The following is an 18094-nucleotide window of genomic DNA, read 5'->3' as shown; positions in this document are numbered from 1 at the left end:
AGAATTGGCATTAGCTCATAGTTTAATATCCCTTAATCAATAATGACAATATTGTTATATAAAGGAATGATTTTTTCGTGAATATGTCCATAAAAGAAAAGATACTTTCCCAACTTGTAAGTGCTAATGGTGAACCAATCTCAGGTCAGAAATTGGCCAATGAATTGAATATTTCACGTACTATGATTTGGAAGCACTTAAAAAGCATCGAAGAAGATGGGTATGTAATTGAAGCGATTAAGAAAAAAGGATATATTTTGCAGTCAATTCCAGATATTGTATCGCAAGAACGAATCACATCTTATTTAGAAACGAAAACGATCGGAAGAAATATAGTCTATTATCCGGTCTGTGAATCGACTCAAACAATTGCAACCGAAAAAGCAAGTGAGCAAGCACCGCATGGAACAGTCATTATTACCGAACAGCAAACAGCTGGACGGGGAAGACTAGAACGTCCGTGGGATTCTTCTGCAAATAAAGGAATATGGATGAGCGTTATCATTCGCCCAGAAATCAGCCCTCAATTTGCAGCCCAATTTACGCTCGTTTCTGCTGTAGCAATTACGCTGGCAATTGAAGATTTAACAGACTGCACTCCAGCTATCAAATGGCCGAATGATTTATTGATCAATGGCAAAAAAGTGACGGGCATTTTAACCGAACTACAAGCAGATATGGATCGTGTACAAGCGATAATTATAGGCATTGGCGTCAATGTCAATCAAGATTTAGAGACATTTGACGAATCTATCCAATCGATTGCCACTTCTTTAAAAATAGAATCTGGACAAGAAGTGAACCGTGCGGAACTGGTAGCTAAAATATTATATTATTTGGAAAAGTACGCTGAAATATATGTAGAAAAAGGCTTCGAACCGATTAAATTACTTTGGGAAAGTTACAACTGCACCATCGGAAAACGAATTCGTGCCAACTTGCTACGCGAAACATTAGAAGGTGTAGCAATGGGCATCACAAATGATGGCGTCCTAGAGCTCAAACTGGATAATGGCGAAATTCGTGGTATCTACTCAGCGGATATCCATTTGATGAACAAATAAATAGATTAAGCTCCTGAAAATGCGATTTCAGGAGCTTTTTTTCATAAAATATATACGAGTGCCACATAACTGTTTGTGAGTACCACATAACTCTGTCTGACAACCACATATCCTATCTCGAGCACCACATAAAACTATTCATTCACCAATATAACTCATTTCTAGGCATTTGGAGTCTGCTTTTAAGAATTGACCATATCCTCTCGGATAAACAATTTTGAAAAACTGCTCTTATGGTAAGATTCAAGGATAAGTGTGTATAAGTAATAGAATTAAGCAAGTTAAAAAGGTTAATCTAAATTGTGAAGAATGGAGAAACTTTCATGCAGAGACTCATAATTATGACTGTCGGACTTACGCATAGCGGAAAAACTACATTTGCAAGAACTTTAGAAAAAGAGTTACCAGACTCAGTAGTGATCGATCAAGATAATCATGCTGAATTCCTTCATACATATTACCAACCATTACTGCCTAAAGAAGGACATATACAATTAAGTACGCGCTCACGCAAACGATTGTCAATTATGCGGTGAAAGAGACCAATTGTCATCTTATTCTTTGCAATGCAAATCGTAATCGCAAAGGCCGCTTGAAATTGCTCGATCATTTTCGTGAAAACGGATTTACATGCATCGTAGTGTATTTTGATCTAACTGAACAAATACTTATAGAGCGGATAGAGAAAAGCGACCGTAGTACAGCGATATTAAGAACTGCTTCCACATTCAAAGTAGTGCTATCAAGACAGTTGGAAGAGACAAATAATATTGACGTGGTAGCACCAACGGAAGAGGAAGCAGACCATTTATTTATTATTAAAAGACCTGAGGACGTTCAGTCTGTTATACACGAGATTAGTAATATTTCTAAATTATAGAAGATTGTCAAATGTCCCAGGTGTCGCCGTCGTTGGATTCATACAGTCGAAAACCTACAACATTTTTTATCTTTACTGCATAGCACTTCTGTTCCAACTATTAAGCAAAATCATTTGGACGTCCAAGCAATTTTCTGTTATTCTTTAAACGTTGGGCAGTATCGTTTGTCGAACTGCACCTGTTTCAACAAGCTAGTAATTGAATAGTCTGCCTTGATCTGCATATGACAGGGACGGAGAAAACCTTTTAATTTACATTTTCTGCCCTTCTGTCCATTTTTGGAAAGAAGGGCTTTTTAGTTGGTTTTCTCTCCACTTAAAAAGAGGAGGAATTTCATTGAAAACGACGAGTAACTTTGTGGAAATGAAGAAAAAAGAGGAAAAGATAACGATGATGACTGCTTATGACTACCCGACTGCTAAATTTGCAGAAGAAGCAGGGATAGACATGCTATTAGTGGGAGATTCACTTGGAATGGTTGTGCTAGGATACGATTCTACTGTGCTCGTTACAATGGATGACATGATTCATCACGGAAAAGCAACAAGAAGAGGTGCACCGAATACGTTCTTAGTGGTGGATATGCCCTTTGGTACCTATCATGGTTCACTTGACCAAACACTTGCAAATGCTGTTCAATTGATACAGCAAACAGGTGCTCAAGCGATAAAAGTCGAAGGCGCGGATGACGTGCTGTTAGTTATTGAAAAGTTAACAGCTGCTGGAATCCCAGTTGTGGCGCATCTTGGGTTAACTCCTCAATCAGCTGGTGTGCTTGGCGGATATAAAGTGCAAGGAAAAACTGCCGAGGCAGCGGAAAAATTAATCGAAGACGCCAAAAAATGTGAGCAGGCAGGTGCTTGCGCAATTGTTTTGGAATGTATACCTCATCAGTTAACCAAAAAAGTTTCGGAAGGCTTAATCATTCCAACTATTGGTATCGGAGCAGGAGCTTCAGCTGACGGTCAAGTATTAGTTTTTCATGATTTGGTGAAATATGGCACACATCATATCCCGAAATTTGTAAAAGAGTTTGCTAATGTTGGGGAGACTATTGCAGCAGGTATCCAGCAATATATAGAGGAAGTAAAAAGTGGTATTTTCCCTGCTTTAGAGCATTCATTTACAATGAAAGAAGAGCAACTAAACCAATTGTACGGAGGCATTACTCATGCAAACAGTTCAAACAATCGATGAGTTAAAAAATATTCTTGAATCAAATAAACATAAAACAATCGGCCTTGTGCCAACAATGGGGTATTTACATGAAGGTCATCAAGCGTTATTAAATAGAGCAAGAAAAGAAAATGATTTTGTCGTTGCAAGCATTTTCGTTAATCCTGCCCAATTTGGGCCAAATGAAGATTTAGACAGATACCCACGAGATATTGAGCGCGATTTAAAAATCGCTACAGAAGCTGGAGTAGATCTTATTTTTAATCCCACGCCCGAAGAAATGTATCCATTTGAAAGTGGGATTACGATTCAAGTAGGGGAGCTTTCTACAAAACTATGCGGAGAAAGTAGACCAGGACATTTCGATGGTGTATTAAAAGTAATCACGAAACTATTTCATCTTGTCCAACCAACCAATGCGTATTTTGGACAAAAAGACGCTCAGCAACTAGCTATTATTGAAACATTTGTGCATGCCTATAATTTCCCTGTACACATTGTTCGTGTCCAAACAGTTCGAGAAGCAGATGGACTTGCAAAAAGTTCTCGCAATGTGTTTTTAAATGAACAAGAACGTGAAGAAGCAATCCATTTATATAAAGCACTAACGCTAGCAACAGACCATTGGAAGCTAACGAAAAATATAGATGAGGCAATCGCTCTCGGAAGAGCACATATCGAAGAAAATACATCTGGTAAGATAGATTATTTTGAAGTCGTAACATACCCGCTATTACAACAAGTTTCAGAGCATGCAAGCCAACTCTTATTTGCAACGGCTGTCTTTTTTGAAAAAGCGCGTTTGATCGATAATATTCTTGTAGATATAAAGGAAGTGTAAGCAATGTTAAGAATGATGTTAAACGGTAAAATTCACCGTGCGACTGTAACGGAAGCAGATTTAAATTATGTTGGAAGTATTACAATTGACCAAAACATATTAGATGAAGTTGGCATGCTACCAAATGAAAAAGTGCATATTGTAAACAATAATAATGGTGCCCGCTTTGAAACGTATATAATTGCTGGAGAAAGAGGGAGCGGGGTAATCTGTGTAAACGGAGCAGCTGCTCGTCTCGTACAACGCGGTGATATTGTCATTATTTTATCGTATGCCTATGTAATGAACGAAGAAGCTGCAACTCATCAGCCAACAGTTGCCATTATGAATCCAGACAACACAATCAATCAAATTATCCATTACGAACCAGAAGCAACAGTAATGTAATATAGTAAAAAGTAGGCTCCCGAAAAAACAACTTCGGGAGTTCTTTCGTTTTGATGGGGGAAGTTCCTTGCTTTTTTATATAGAGACCCTTTATAGAGATAGTGTGTCGTAGAGAGTTCTTATTAGGTGACCGCTGTGATTTTCGCAGCAGGGTGGACGCTTTCCGTAGGGGGAGCGATGAGCCTTCACCGCCGCGCCTATGCGCGTACGTTGTGAAGGCTCATTTACTCACTTGATCCTACTGGAGTCGCCTCCCTGCTGCGAAAATCCAATGGAGAACACTAACTTATCAATGTCCGAAATTAACAATAAGTGGTTGAACGAGACAATATGCACTGTGAACGCGAAAATCTTGGCTTCGAACTCGACAATACACAACTCTAACGTGACAATAAAACCACTGAACTCGACAAACCTATCCGAGCAGATGCTTGCCCGGCGAGTTCAGCGCGCTTCAAGGCATATTATTCCTCTAATATGCCTAAATCATGATCGTCTCAGTCTAAGTAAACTTGCTATTGTAATAATTAGTCGCTTTCGCGGGCAATTTAGTTGCTCTGCTACTTATTTTAATTGCTTTCGAACCTCAACTAGTTGCTTTCAATAGCTGTTTGATTGCTTTTAGCCATTCTTTGGAATTTATTAATTGATAACTACATAATTTTAGAAATTTGCACGGCGGTGCGAGACCCTGCAAGAGCATTAGCGACCTAGCGAATCGTCGCTCACTCGACGAAAATCACAGCGGTCACCTAATAGAACGCTCTAAGACGCATTATCCCTATACTATACAAAAACTATCAAGCCAATCTCCGTAAAGAAATATTACCAAAAATCAAACTTTTCTTTTTATCTTATTTTTCGTTTCTGTTTCCCGAATGTGGTACAATTTTTTTAGAACATAATGGATAGCGAGTTGAGGAATAATGGAAAATCATAAATATGCAGTTGTGGATATTGAAACAACAGGCCATTCATCGGCGAATGGTGACCGTATTATTCAACTTGCAATAGTATTTATTGAAAATAGCAAAATAGTCGATACATATACAACATTTGTCAATCCGGAAAAACCAATTCCTTTTTTTATACAAGATTTAACGAAAATTACAGACAAAGATGTACAACATGCACCGCTGTTTGAAACAATTGGATCCAAAGTGTTAGATTTACTGCAAGATCATATTTTTGTAGCTCATAATATTCACTTCGATCTTCCTTTTTTGCAAAAAGAATTAAAGCGAGTAGGACTGCCAAAACTTGTATGCAAAACAATGGACACAGTAGAATTTACAAAGCTTATGTTTCCTAATCTGTATAGTTACAAATTACAAGATATTGCGACCGAATTACATATACCGCTAAATGTAGCTCATCGTGCAGATGACGATGCGTTAGCTACTGCCTATTTACTACTAAAATGCATCGAACAATTAGCAAGCTTGCCTTTAAAAACAATCGAATTACTACATAAAAGGTCCTTTCAGTTAAAGTCGAATTTATCGATCTTATTTTTTGACGTATTAGCGGAAAAAAGAAAACAATATGAGAAAGCGGACTATCCTATGTACCGGGGAATCCCATTAAAGGAAGTAGTAAAAGAGCATGCTTCAAATGACATTTCGATTTCGTATCCAAGAACAAAAGAGCTAAAAACGACTCTATTTCAAAAAGGGCTTCCTCATTTTGAAGAAAGACAAGGGCAGTTTGCCTTTATGGATGAAATTCAACATGCGCTTGAAACAAAAGCCGAAACGGTTTGTGAGGCAGAGACAGGCATCGGCAAGACACTGGGATATTTATTGCCCGCTACTATCTACGGGCTGAGTCGCCAAAAGCCAGTCATTATTAGTACCTACACGACACATTTAATCGACCAGTTAGTGTTAGAGGAAATTCCGAAATTAAACGATATTTTAGACATCCCTATATGTGTAGCTAAGCTAAAAGGAATGCAACATTATATTGATTTGTATCGATTTTGGCAGCATGTGCAGTTAGACGATGAATCGTACGACGAAACATTTACCATTATGCAAATATTAGTTTGGCTAACGATAACAGAAGAAGGGGATCTCACCGAGCTAAATGTTTCTGGTGGGGGTCAATTATTCGTTGATAAAATTAGAAAAACGTCGCTTTCCAAAATGTTGGAGGAACGGGAAATTGATTTTTATGAACGAGCGCTTCGCAAAAGTGAAAATTGTGATATTTTAGTGACGAATCATTCCATGATTATGGCTGATCTAGAAAGAGAGAAAAAGTTGTTGGCGCATGGCTGTGCTGTAATCATTGACGAAGCACATCAAGTTATTCATGCAAGCATGTCTCGAAAAGAACGCATTTTCTCCTATACGACATGGAAGTATGTATTAGGTCAATTTGGGACATTAGATACGGATCATTTGCTTGGTAGACTAGCATCACTTCATATACCTTTGGCGCTACGAATTCGATTGGAAAAACAATATGTAGATCTGGTCGATTCATTTGATCACGCTATTTCATCTATTATTCAGTCGATGCCATCTATAAAAGGACATTCGAAAAGTACAAAAAGAATGGCAACATTAGAAGACTTGAACTTGAATATATCTATTTTCCGGGAAGTTGCTACTGTCATGCAAACCTATATTTTGTCGGCGAAATCTATATTAGCCACTTATGCAAAACATCAGCTCGATGATCAGGCTACTGTTGTATTAAACGAGTGGGAATATTGGATTAGAGAGCTTGAGATCAAAGTAAGCGAGTGGGATGAAATATTTTTACTTGATGAAGCAGTAGAGGCGAAATGGCTAGAAATTGATACTAGAAGCATTCCGGGAAGTTTAACGATTATTAAAAGACCGCTAAACTATCAAAAAGATATTAAAGAAGCGGTTGACCCTTTAAGGCTATCAGGGGCAGTTATTTGGACTTCGGGTACGCTCACGGTGCCTTCTAATCGTCATTTTATCACGTCTCAATTAGGGTTAAGTACGAATATCCCCATTTACCAATATCGAGCGGCCGCTGATTACTATAACGGAGCAGAGCTATTAATCATGGAAGATATGCCAGATATTAAGCAAGTGTCTCAAAGTGATTATATTGAAGCAGTCGCGGAAGCAATTGTTCAAACGGTCCTTGTAACAGAAGGCAGATGCTTTGTTTTATTTACATCGCAAGATATGTTGCGGAAAACGGTAGAGATTATACAAGATACAAATTTACTGGAAGACTATATGTTATTTGCCCAAGGGATGACTTCGGGTAGTAGAATGCGTCTTTTGAAATCATTTCAACGTTTTTCGAAATCGGTGTTATTTGGAACAAACAGCTTCTGGGAAGGGGTAGATGTTCCAGGAGATGCGCTATCCGTCATTATTATGGTTCGTTTGCCATTTTCATCACCAGATGATCCTTTATTTAAAAAACGGGCGGAACTACTTAGCGTCAATGGTCAAAATCCCTTTACTGCGTATTCACTTCCAGAAGCAGTACTGCGATTTAGACAAGGTTTTGGTCGGTTAATACGGGCTTCAAAAGATAAAGGGGTATTTATCGTATTGGATAGAAGAATAGAAACGAAGTCATATGGAAGTGACTTTTTACAGGCAATTCCTAATATTCCTATTAAGAAAGTAAAGCTCGAAAATATGGTCTTAGAGCTTGAAAATTGGTATACTAATGAAGGATGAGTTTTAGAAAGCGGGTAGAAATATGGAAAATAAAATAGAAGTGCTATCCACTGTTAAAGTCAATTATCAATCGGACTTATATAAACTAGTGGATGCATTAAATCGAACATTAAAACAACAAGATTTGATGTTTGGCCTAGCTCTTGATAAAGAAGATCAAGAAAAGTGTGTTTTTACCATCTATAGGACGTAACGGATGGTACTTAAAAGATGGCTCCTATTTATCGTTATTTTTGCAATTAGCTTAACGGTGATACTTAGTTTACTTATTTATTTCCAAGCAAAAGCACCCTTTTCAAAAGTAAATGAAAATGCGGAAGCCTATGTAACGAAAAACCATTTACTCGCTGAAGTAGACGACTCGTATGTATATAATAGTACAAGTACTTTCCATACCGTGATCGGTAAAACCGCAAAGGGAGAAGAAAAAGCATTTTTTGTCCCAGCGGAAAAAACGGATGATGCTATTATGGAAGTAAACTTAAAAGATGGTATTTCGAAAGAAAAAGCAATCCAACTTGCAATGAGTAATGAAAAAAACGGTGAATTGTTACATGCCAAGCTCGGCGTAGAAGAAATTGGTCCTGTTTGGGAAATAACGTATGTTAACGAAAAAAATACACTCAATTATGTCTATCTCCTTTTTGACAATGGGGATTGGTGGAAGAAAATTTCTAATTTATAACTATACTTTTGACTTGTGGAGGAAACTATGAAAAAAATAATGATTAAAGAGATGGCAAACTATGTAGGCGAAACAGTTAAACTTGGCGCATGGCTTGCAAACAAACGTTCAAGCGGAAAAATCGCATTTTTACAATTACGTGACGGATCGGGCTTTGTGCAAGGTGTAGTAGTAAAAGAAGAAGTTGGAGAAGAAATTTTCCAAACAGCTAAAGGGTTAACACAAGAAACTTCTATGTATGTGACTGGAGAAGTAACAAAAGATGAAAGATCTGCATTTGGCTATGAATTACAAGTAAAACAAATTGAAGTTATCCAAGCTGCTGTTGATTTCCCAATTACACCAAAAGAACATGGAACAGAATTTTTAATGGACAACCGTCATTTATGGTTACGTTCAAGAAAACAACATGCCGTTATGATAATACGTAACGAAATTATTCGTGCAACGTATGAGTTTTTTAATACTAATGGTCACATTAAAGCGGATCCACCTATTTTAACAGGATCTTCACCAGAAGGAACATCTGAATTATTCCATACGAAATATTTTGATGAAGATGCATATCTTTCTCAATCTGGTCAATTATATTTAGAAGCTTCAGCAATGGCACTTGGTAAAGTATTTTCTTTCGGACCAACTTTCCGTGCAGAAAAATCGAAAACACGTCGCCATTTAATCGAGTTTTGGATGATTGAACAGGAAATGGCTTTTTGTGAACTGGAAGAAAACTTAGAAATACAAGAACAATATGTAGCGTTTATTGCCCAAGCTGTTTTGAAAAACTGTAAACTAGAGTTAGAGCGTCTTGGTCGTGATTTATCGAAATTGGAAAATATTCAAGCGCCGTTCCCTCGTATTACTTACGATGATGCAATAAAACTTTTACATGAAAAAGGATTCGATGACATCCAATGGGGAGATGACTTCGGTGCTCCTCATGAAACAGCAATTGCTGAAAGTTATGATAAACCAGTATTCATCACACATTATCCAGTAGGGATTAAACCATTCTATATGCAACCACATCCAACACGCGATGATGTTGTATTATGTGCGGACTTAATCGCTCCCGAAGGATATGGAGAAATCATTGGTGGTTCAGAGCGTATTTGGGATTATGATCTTTTAAAACAACGTATACAAGAACATGGTTTAGATGAATCAGCTTATGCTTGGTATTTAGAGCTTCGCAAGCAAGGTTCTGTACCGCATTCTGGATTTGGACTAGGTTTAGAACGTACAGTAGCATGGCTAAGTGGGGTAGAGCATATTCGTGAGACAATCCCATTCCCACGTTTGTTAAATCGTTTATATCCGTAATAAGTAGTCAATACATCAAAATAGTAAAAAAGGAGACGATGGGTATGCAAAAGCGAGATCGACTCCGTATTTGGACTGAGCAGGGAAATGTAACTATTTCCCAGCTTTTTTTTAGTCATTACAAAGCGATTAATATTAAAGATGAAGAAGCGATTCTTTTATTGCATTTAATTGCTTATGGAGAAGCAGGAAATCATTTTCCAACACCACAAAACTTGAGTGATCGCACGCATTTCAATGAACATAAAGTAGTAAGTATTTTACAGCGTCTCGTTCAAAAAGGGCTTGTCAAAATTGAACAGCATATGGACGCAAATGGCGTACACTATGAGTATTATGCTTTCCATCATTTATGGGAATTATTATTAGATCAAGTGGAACAAGAAGAAAACCATTTCGAAGACGAGCAAGTAAAAGTAGAAGAAGGCGAAATATATAAACTGTTTGAACAAGAATTCGGACGGCTTTTATCTCCGATGGAATACGAAACAATTGGTATGTGGTTCGATCAAGATAAGCACTCCGTTGCCTTAATTCGTTTAGCATTAAAAGAAGCGGTATTATCCCAAAAACTGAGTTTACGTTATATAGATCGTATTTTATTTGAATGGAAAAAGAAAAATATAAAAACGGTAGAAGCTGCCGAAAATCAGACAGCTCAATTTAGACAGCAAATTCCAGTTCAACAACAAGTGGAACAACCCGCAACAAGTTCTACAAAAGTCTCATTTTATAACTGGTTAGAAGAGAGAGAGTAGGTGGAAATGTTTTGCTTACAAAAGTACAATGGCATTATTGCCTAGATGAGATGGAGCGGATGTTCCCAGATGCGCATTGTGAACTCGTTCATAAAAATCCATTCGAGTTATTAGTTGCCACATTATTGTCAGCTCAATGTACAGATGTACTAGTGAATAAAGTAACGAAAAACTTGTTTCAAAAATATACAAAACCTGAAGATTACTTAGCAGTGCCAATCGAAGAATTACAAACCGATATTCGCTCGATTGGGCTGTATCGCAATAAAGCGAAAAACATTCAAGCATTAAGTCAACAATTGATTGAATTACATGATGGGGAAGTACCTGCAGATAGAGATTTGCTGACGACTTTCCCTGGTGTCGGTCGCAAAACAGCAAATGTCGTAGTGTCGGTTGCTTTTGATATTCCAGCCATCGCAGTGGATACGCATGTCGAACGAGTAACAAAACGATTAGGGCTTTGCAGATGGAAAGATTCTGTCCTTCAAGTCGAAGAAACACTCATGAAAAAAACGCCAATCGAATTATGGTCAAAGGCGCATCACCAACTTATTTTCTTCGGTCGCTATCATTGTAAAGCACAAAATCCAAATTGCCCTGAATGTCCTTTGTTATCCGTATGTCGTGAAGGTGCCAAAAGGATGAAGAAAATTGCCGGAGCATAAAATAAGCGAATTCGAAAAATGGGATCATTTGCAAGTCCAGTTAGCATTGCTTTTTAAAGAAAAAGATATTACTAGAGTGGAGCTAATGGACGAAGGAATCGGTCTGCTAAAAGCGATTGTAGAAAAAGCAGGGGAAGCAGCCCCACTAAATTTCTCGGAGCGATTTACCTTTATTCAAAACAATAAACATAATTATACGGCCTTCAAGCAATTGGACGAGCTTTTCAAAGAAACAAAAAAGAAACTCGCTCGACTACGAGCACAAAACTTGAAATGACAGGAAAGAGAATGAGCAGTGTGTAACGAGTTCCGTTTCCTATCGCAAACATTAAAAGTTTAAGTAATAATGACCACAGTTTTTGTGGTCATTTTTTTTTGCTAGTATAGAAGGAATAACTGCCAGATTTATTTGAAAACTGTATAGTAAATTGTAGCGAAATTAGGAAGGTTCAAATGACTGCTGTACGATTTCATTATTACCTATAATTTACATTCGAATTATTTTTAACTCATTTAGATCACTCTAAGATAAGAAAATATCGCCTATACATAAATGCAGATAGGTGATATTTAAGTTGTTTATTTTATTTCAGTGAATACGCCAATTTAATCAAAACTCATTGTCTCAGCAGTAAATTCTTCTGGATATACATCTTCCCATTTGGAGCAATAGGAAATACGGCAATAACCCTGTTGTAGACGTGATTATTCTTGTTAAATACTCTTTAGATATTAGTTCTACCACGACATCTCAGTTGCTGTTGAAGAAGTATTAGTAAAGGAATATGGTGTCTTTGAAGTACATGTGCATGTAGAACCTAACTAAATAGAATATGACTAGTTTATGCGAGCAGTTTTTAATTGATCGGTTGTGTGCAAGGCAGTCATTTAAATGCTCATCTATGAATAAAATGGGGATGTTAACTATTACGTAGGGAGTGAATATCTGATTCCGACATTTGTAACGCAATCGTTAGAGGAAATTCGATTTTGGTCACGGATAATGAAAGAACATGCTTTCTTTTTAAGTATCGGGTTTACTGCTGATCAAACGGAACTTGTTCAAGAAGCAAGGAGTTTTATTCCAATATTTGAACAGATTCAAGAACAAGCAAGCCTTTACAATGAACATACAGATCCTGGAGTCATTCAACATTTTAACATACAAGTGTATCAAGCGGCTGCTTCTATTTATGCCTATAAACGGAAAGTACTGGGGTTGATTTTGAGTTGTAAAATTGTTCAGAATAACATTCCATTATTAGTTGATCATACGAGTCGTGAAGCATATTATTTTGCGAAACGGTTAAAGGAACTAAATGAAGGTAAAATAATACCATTACCAGAAGCAATTATTAAAGAGAACGTGTTTTTCTTGAAAATAATGGCAGACCACTCAAAATTTATTGGCCATTTGTTAGACCCTTCAGAACGAAAACTTGTTGATCAAGCGCGGGAGTTCAGTAATGATTTCGATCAACTTCTTTTTCAAGCGCAAGATTTAGATCATATGAGGCCACAATCAGAAACTCAACCGCTATTAGAACAGTTTCTTGACCAAAATCGTGTTTCTGTCGTGTCGTTGCGCGATTTCAAGAAAACAGCAAGAGACTTAATTGAAGAATGTAAAATTAAGAGCAATATACCGCCTCTTCTTGCTGATCACGTTTTCCGTGAGGCGGATCACTTCCTTCATATTATTGATGCATTTGATGCGTATCTTGTAGAACAAAAGGCTTAATTTGTCTTTTAGCTTAATAAAAAAATCCGTCCGCCGATTTATCTCTTGCCGAAGACGAATCTCTTTCTGTTTGTAAGTAAATTCGAGTTGAAAGAATAGCGTCCGAATTATAGAGGTATCAGCTGACGGTGTCTTCCTTAAAAGTTAAATCCATCTACAGGGAAAGTTGTTTCACAACAATTTGGAAAATTGCCACTAGAGGTTATTTATCATTTTCTTCAATGATTACATAAAAATAACCTAAAGTATCGATTATTCATAATGGATAAATAAAACCAATTGTGGAGGACAATGGTTTGGCTTGTAAAAGTTTGTTAATGAAAGACGAATAGGAGACTTGCTACCAAAACTAAAATCTCTAATTGAACTAACTTGGTGTTTTAGTTTAGGAAGGAAACCAAAAGTATATCAATAGTAACTCAGTTTTTTCCCGAACTGGGTTATTTTTGCGAGCTAAAAGCACCGCACTCATTCTCTTTTTTTGTATTGTAAGAAATAATAGGAGGGCAATCAATTTCTCAAGTAAAGCAACCATTTCAAAACAGGAGGGAGAGTTAACTGAATAAAATGAAGTGAAAATAGTGAATATATGGCAAAGAGCAACCAACTCTATAGTGAAAGCAACTAATCAGAGCTTGAGAGCAACCAATCGCCAAGGAAGAGCAACTAAATCATCTATGAGAGCAACAAACTCCTATACCTTCACGCTTACAAGTTCGCTATTCTGACTCAAAAAAAGAGCAACCCAATATAGGATTGCTCTTTTTTAATCTTATGGATTAGTGGAGTCGGAATTTTCTTCCTCGCCACTAGTTCCACCTGGATTTGTATAGTCGCCGGGGTTTGCTTCTTCATCGGAATTGCCATTGTTGTTGCCATTTCCGTTGTTATTACCTCCGTCGCTATTTCCTCCATTATTATTGCCATTTCCGTTATTGTTTCCATTACCATTCCAATTGCCGTTCGAGTTTCCATTTCCATTGTTATTGCCATTGTTATTCTGATCTTCGGAGTTTTCATTTCCGTCCGTTTCATCAGTAGGAGGAGTTTCTTCTAAATCTTCTTCCACGAACCCTTCTAATGTAAGCGAAACGGAAGCTGATTCACTTCTAACTTCACCAGAAACTGCTGTTACAGAGAATACATACGTACTTCCCGGTATGAGACTTTGTACAATCAGTCCTGTTTGATCAGTTGTTTGGAGGATTTCCGAAGGTCCGTTATCAATTGCTACGGATACTTCAAATTGTACATTTTCTTCTAGATTCTCCGGTCGTTCGTAGTCCCACATTAATGTTGCGCTAAGTGTAGGTTCGTCAAAATCGACTGATAAATTGGTTGGTGCATTTAATTCTATTTGTTCATATTGCTCAGACACTGTTGTTGGTTCTGTTCCTTTTACAAATAACTCGGTACTTTTCAGTTCATCTGGCGTGTATTCACTCGCTAATTGGAGCGGGTTCGACCCTTTTTCGATTGTCGCTTCCACTACGGAATTTGGCTTACTGAATCTCTCTGTTGCCATATCCTCTGAAATATTAGCCATTACTTTTTTGAAAATAGTTTGTGGTAAATAACGTTCTTCATTTGTTGTCATCGGTGTTTTCATCTCTGGGTAACCAGACCAAACGGCGATCGAGTAGTTGGTTGTGTATCCAGCGAACCAAACATCTGGGAATGCGCTACTTGGTAAATTCCATTCTTTCATTTGGTTAGCATCATAGTTCGAGGTTCCCGATTTACCAGCAATATCTAAACCACTGATAGCTGCTCTTTTAGCTGTTCCTTTTGTTAATACATCTCGTAATACATCCGTTACGATATAAGCTGTAGAGTCTTTCATCACTGCCTTCGACTCCGGTCGATAGCTCTTTTCAGTTTTCCCATCGCGGTAGACAATTTTATCAATCGCATATGGTTCTGTATGAACACCGTTATTACCAAATGCTGCGTATGCACCAGCCATTTGAACAGGGGACATCGGTTTATCAATGCCACCGATTGCAGTACTTTCATGCACTTCTCCTATATCGATTCCAAAGCGATTTATAAACTCTTTTGCGTTTTTCGTGCCAACTTCTTTTAAAGTTTTTACGGCAGGAATATTTCGTGAGTTATAAAGGGCTTCTCGCATAGTCATCGCACCTTTATATTTCCCATCAAAGTTACGTATATTTTGTTCCGTACCTGTATACTTCATTGGTTCATCTACAATCGTTTGACCGGAAGACCAATTTAAAAATTCAACCGCTGGACCATAATCAATCAACGGCTTAATAGTTGAACCTGGAGATCGAACTTTCATATCATACGCGAAGTTATAACCACGTTCTACCCCGTAATTACGGCCACCGCCTACTGCAGCAATCGCTCCTGTTTTCGTATCAATAACCGCCACAGCTGATTGAATATCTTCTGTAGGGAATATATCTGAATTTAACGTATCTTCCACTTGTTGTTGTGCTTTTGGTTGAAGCGTTGTATGAATCGTGATTCCTTCTGAAATGGTATCCCCATCTCCATGTTTTTCTAACTCATCCAAAACGACGTCAATAAATGCATCATATTTTGTATTTTGTTTTGCTACACGCTCTTCCTCAGGAAGTAAAGAATCCTCTATTGGTATTGCCTGTGCGGCTTTCATTTCTTCATCTGAGATTTTGCCATGCAGATTCATTAAATGTAAAACTGTATTTCTACGTTTTTCAGCAAGGTCAGGATTTTTAAACGGGTTATAGGCATTTGGTCGTTGAGAAATACCCGCTAGAACAGCATACTGATCTAATGTCAGGTCTTTCAATTCTTTGCCGTAAAAATACTTAGCCGCCGTTCCGTATCCGTAAATTCTGCCGGACATCAGTACTTTATTAAAATACATTTCAAAGATTTCTTCTTTATCATATTTTCGTTCTAATTGAATGGATAAATAGGCTTCTTGTGCTTTACGCTTTAATGTTTTTTCATTTGTTAAGAAAGAGTTTTTGATCACTTGTTGGGTAATAGTACTAGCTCCTTGTTCACCAAAACCATGGGTGATGTTGGCAAGTACGGCTTTACCTAAGCGTAAAAAATCCACCCCAAAATGTTGGTAAAAACGTGAATCTTCAGTCGCGATAATTGCATCATGCATTTGTTGTGGTATTTCATCGAAAGGTACATACTCTCTATTTTCTGCGCCAAGTGTTGCAAATAAGTCTCCGTTAGCATCTAAAAGTTTAGGACTAATTGGATCTTTCAACGAGCTTTCATCTAATTTAGGTGCTGAGCTCGCGTAATAGGCGAAAAGTGATCCTCCTCCAATGAGCCCTACGATACCTATTGCGACTATTGCTATTAATATTCGTTTAATCCAGAGCTTTACTGGTGTATTTGTCTTTTTCTTTTTTTGTTGTTGTAATTGTTTTCTTCGTTGTTCACGAGTTTGTTTTTGCTCACTCATAAACTTCTCCTCACTTTCACTTTATGCATATAAGTCATTAACTATTTTTAAATAATCAATTCTCGGTGCATATTTGGGCATAATTTCTATTGCATGTTCTTCAAATTCGGCTAATGCAATAGATTTTCTTCCTCCCGCTAGCATTCTATCCCAAAATCGCTGTAATTGGTCAAAAGGCAGATAAAAATAACGATCCACTGCAGAAAAGCGCACGAGTAAAAAACTGATACCTTGTTGTTTCACTACTTTACTCATATGTTCTACCTGATGAAGATGGACATTTTTTAAAGGAAATGCTGTTCTATTTTCCGTTTCTTTTGCTTCAAAGTCAATATATTTTCCTTCATACACGCCATTAAAATCGGTTGTAGATGGAGTCCGGTAGTATGCTTCTTTAATAACAGCGCTACTTCTACTCGGATAATCGACTTTCACGACTTGAATTGGTATTGGTTTTTTATATATGACCGCGATTTCATGTGCGAGATAGTATTCATTTGCATCGCTTAGTTCATCTTCTAATGTTTTACCCCTATTACTAAAGGAATAATCTTTTCTTTTTTTTGTTGCTGTCTCCTTTTTGGGCGTGTACAGTTTCCCGTTCGGATAACGAATAGCCAAGATATTCACCTCTCTATGCTATTAGTTTATCACTTTTTGGTGTTAAGACTCCACCCTCAGTCGCACAATGAAGGGTTTGTAACCTAACACAAGATAATTAGACGTTAATTGTTTCTATTTAGTTTCAACATGCTGTATAAGTTTTTCGGGGTACTGTAGGAATAGGATCTTGTACAAAATAGTGGCTATGATTTCCTCGATAGGACAAACGCTTTTTAGCAGGCGTTGCCTCTGCTGCTTCCATTATTCCTGCACAAGCTCGTCTCAAAAGTAAATTTTGCTAACGCAATTCTCGCTTCAATCTCCATCTTCTGCAAAATCCATAGAAATTGCTCACTTTTTCAGTATCAACTCGCTCAATACAAAATTATATTTGAGTTTTTTTATTGTGTATATCCAATAAATGGCTTAGGGCAACAACAGGCACGGTGCGGCAAGCTTGAGGGATTGCAGTCACCTTTAAAACGCACTATATCTACAAAGCAAATCCACGATTCTGCATTAAGTTGTCGACTTTCTACTAGTTTTGTCCATTGAAAAGAACGTTTGTCGAGTGGGAAGGAGTTTATAAAAAAACAAGGAACATACTCTAAAAAGGGAGGTAATAAAATGAACAAAATCGAACGTATCATTGACCAATTGGAGTTATTAGAATTTTTACTGGAAGATCGACTTAGTGATGAACAAGAACAGTTTGAAAAAGACTTTAGTAAATCATCCTTTCGCCTGCTTGGCAAACTAGAAAAAATCGAAAACCAATTATAAAGAATGTACGTTCGTTTGCAACTAGTAATCTATGCTGTAATTTGTTACACTATTACTAGAAT

15 protein-coding genes and 1 pseudogene are annotated in these 18094 nt (G+C 37.3%); 14 read left to right on the top strand and 2 right to left on the bottom strand.

The window, feature by feature from the left end; translation table 11 throughout:
- Positions 1-77 precede the first annotated feature (77 nt).
- From ACIQ38_RS21320 to ACIQ38_RS21260, 13 genes and pseudogenes are all read left to right on the top strand, one after another.
- Positions 78-1064 carry a biotin--[acetyl-CoA-carboxylase] ligase gene (locus ACIQ38_RS21320; protein WP_402828090.1) on the top strand — a complete coding sequence of 329 codons (987 nt, stop codon included), beginning with the start codon at positions 78-80 and terminating at the stop codon, positions 1062-1064.
- Positions 1065-1387: 323 nt separating this feature from the next.
- Positions 1388-1944 (top strand): annotated as a pseudogene (locus tag ACIQ38_RS21315) (ATP-binding protein).
- Between the two features lie 337 nt (positions 1945-2281).
- Positions 2282-3142 carry a 3-methyl-2-oxobutanoate hydroxymethyltransferase gene (panB, locus tag ACIQ38_RS21310; protein ID WP_402828087.1) on the top strand — a complete coding sequence of 287 codons (861 nt, stop codon included), beginning with the start codon at positions 2282-2284 and terminating at the stop codon, positions 3140-3142.
- Positions 3117-3962 (top strand): pantoate--beta-alanine ligase, encoded by an 846-nt coding sequence (panC, locus tag ACIQ38_RS21305; RefSeq protein WP_402828084.1) that lies wholly within the window; start codon positions 3117-3119, stop codon positions 3960-3962. The genes panB and panC overlap by 26 nt, the downstream gene beginning before the upstream one ends.
- A gap of 3 nt (positions 3963-3965) precedes the next feature.
- The gene (panD, locus tag ACIQ38_RS21300) at positions 3966-4349 is read left to right on the top strand and encodes an aspartate 1-decarboxylase (protein WP_402828081.1); all 384 of its coding nucleotides are present in this window, start codon (positions 3966-3968) and stop codon (positions 4347-4349) included.
- Between the two features lie 926 nt (positions 4350-5275).
- The gene (gene dinG / locus ACIQ38_RS21295; protein WP_402828078.1) at positions 5276-8032 is read left to right on the top strand and encodes an ATP-dependent DNA helicase DinG; all 2757 of its coding nucleotides are present in this window, start codon (positions 5276-5278) and stop codon (positions 8030-8032) included.
- Between the two features lie 22 nt (positions 8033-8054).
- Positions 8055-8225, top strand: a complete 171-nt coding sequence (locus ACIQ38_RS21290; protein WP_402828075.1) for a YpmA family protein — start codon at positions 8055-8057, stop codon at positions 8223-8225.
- A gap of 3 nt (positions 8226-8228) precedes the next feature.
- Positions 8229-8717, top strand: a complete 489-nt coding sequence (locus ACIQ38_RS21285) for a cell wall elongation regulator TseB-like domain-containing protein (protein WP_402828072.1) — start codon at positions 8229-8231, stop codon at positions 8715-8717.
- A gap of 27 nt (positions 8718-8744) precedes the next feature.
- Complete coding sequence (gene asnS, locus ACIQ38_RS21280) at positions 8745-10040, top strand: asparagine--tRNA ligase (protein ID WP_402828069.1); 1296 nt, start codon at positions 8745-8747, stop codon at positions 10038-10040.
- A 44-nt stretch (positions 10041-10084) separates the two neighbouring features.
- Positions 10085-10798 carry a DnaD domain protein gene (locus ACIQ38_RS21275; RefSeq protein ID WP_402828066.1) on the top strand — a complete coding sequence of 238 codons (714 nt, stop codon included), beginning with the start codon at positions 10085-10087 and terminating at the stop codon, positions 10796-10798.
- Positions 10799-10809: 11 nt separating this feature from the next.
- Positions 10810-11466 (top strand): endonuclease III, encoded by a 657-nt coding sequence (gene nth, locus ACIQ38_RS21270; protein WP_402828064.1) that lies wholly within the window; start codon positions 10810-10812, stop codon positions 11464-11466.
- Entirely contained in the window at positions 11453-11743 is a 291-nt protein-coding gene (locus ACIQ38_RS21265) for a YpoC family protein (RefSeq protein WP_402828061.1), read from the top strand. The genes nth and ACIQ38_RS21265 overlap by 14 nt, the downstream gene beginning before the upstream one ends.
- Before the next feature lie 669 nt (positions 11744-12412).
- Positions 12413-13207 carry a DUF2935 domain-containing protein gene (locus ACIQ38_RS21260; RefSeq protein ID WP_402828323.1) on the top strand — a complete coding sequence of 265 codons (795 nt, stop codon included), beginning with the start codon at positions 12413-12415 and terminating at the stop codon, positions 13205-13207.
- Between the two features lie 772 nt (positions 13208-13979).
- On the opposite strand, the gene ACIQ38_RS21255 is transcribed toward ACIQ38_RS21260, so the two are convergent.
- Both ACIQ38_RS21255 and recU read right to left on the bottom strand, forming a co-directional pair.
- Positions 13980-16646, bottom strand: a complete 2667-nt coding sequence (locus tag ACIQ38_RS21255) for a PBP1A family penicillin-binding protein (protein ID WP_402828058.1) — start codon at positions 16644-16646, stop codon at positions 13980-13982.
- A gap of 21 nt (positions 16647-16667) precedes the next feature.
- Positions 16668-17267 carry a Holliday junction resolvase RecU gene (recU, locus tag ACIQ38_RS21250; protein ID WP_402828055.1) on the bottom strand — a complete coding sequence of 200 codons (600 nt, stop codon included), beginning with the start codon at positions 17265-17267 and terminating at the stop codon, positions 16668-16670.
- A 609-nt stretch (positions 17268-17876) separates the two neighbouring features.
- Between recU and ACIQ38_RS21245 the strand changes: the two genes are divergently transcribed.
- On the top strand, positions 17877-18032 hold the full coding sequence (locus ACIQ38_RS21245) for a hypothetical protein (protein WP_402828053.1): 156 nt from the start codon (positions 17877-17879) through the stop codon (positions 18030-18032).
- The last annotated feature ends 62 nt before the right edge of the window (positions 18033-18094 follow it).

This window comes from Psychrobacillus sp. NPDC096389 (assembly GCF_044762855.1).
Classification (GTDB): Bacteria; Bacillota; Bacilli; order Bacillales_A; family Planococcaceae; genus Psychrobacillus.
This window is presented reverse-complemented; position numbering and strand designations above follow the sequence as displayed.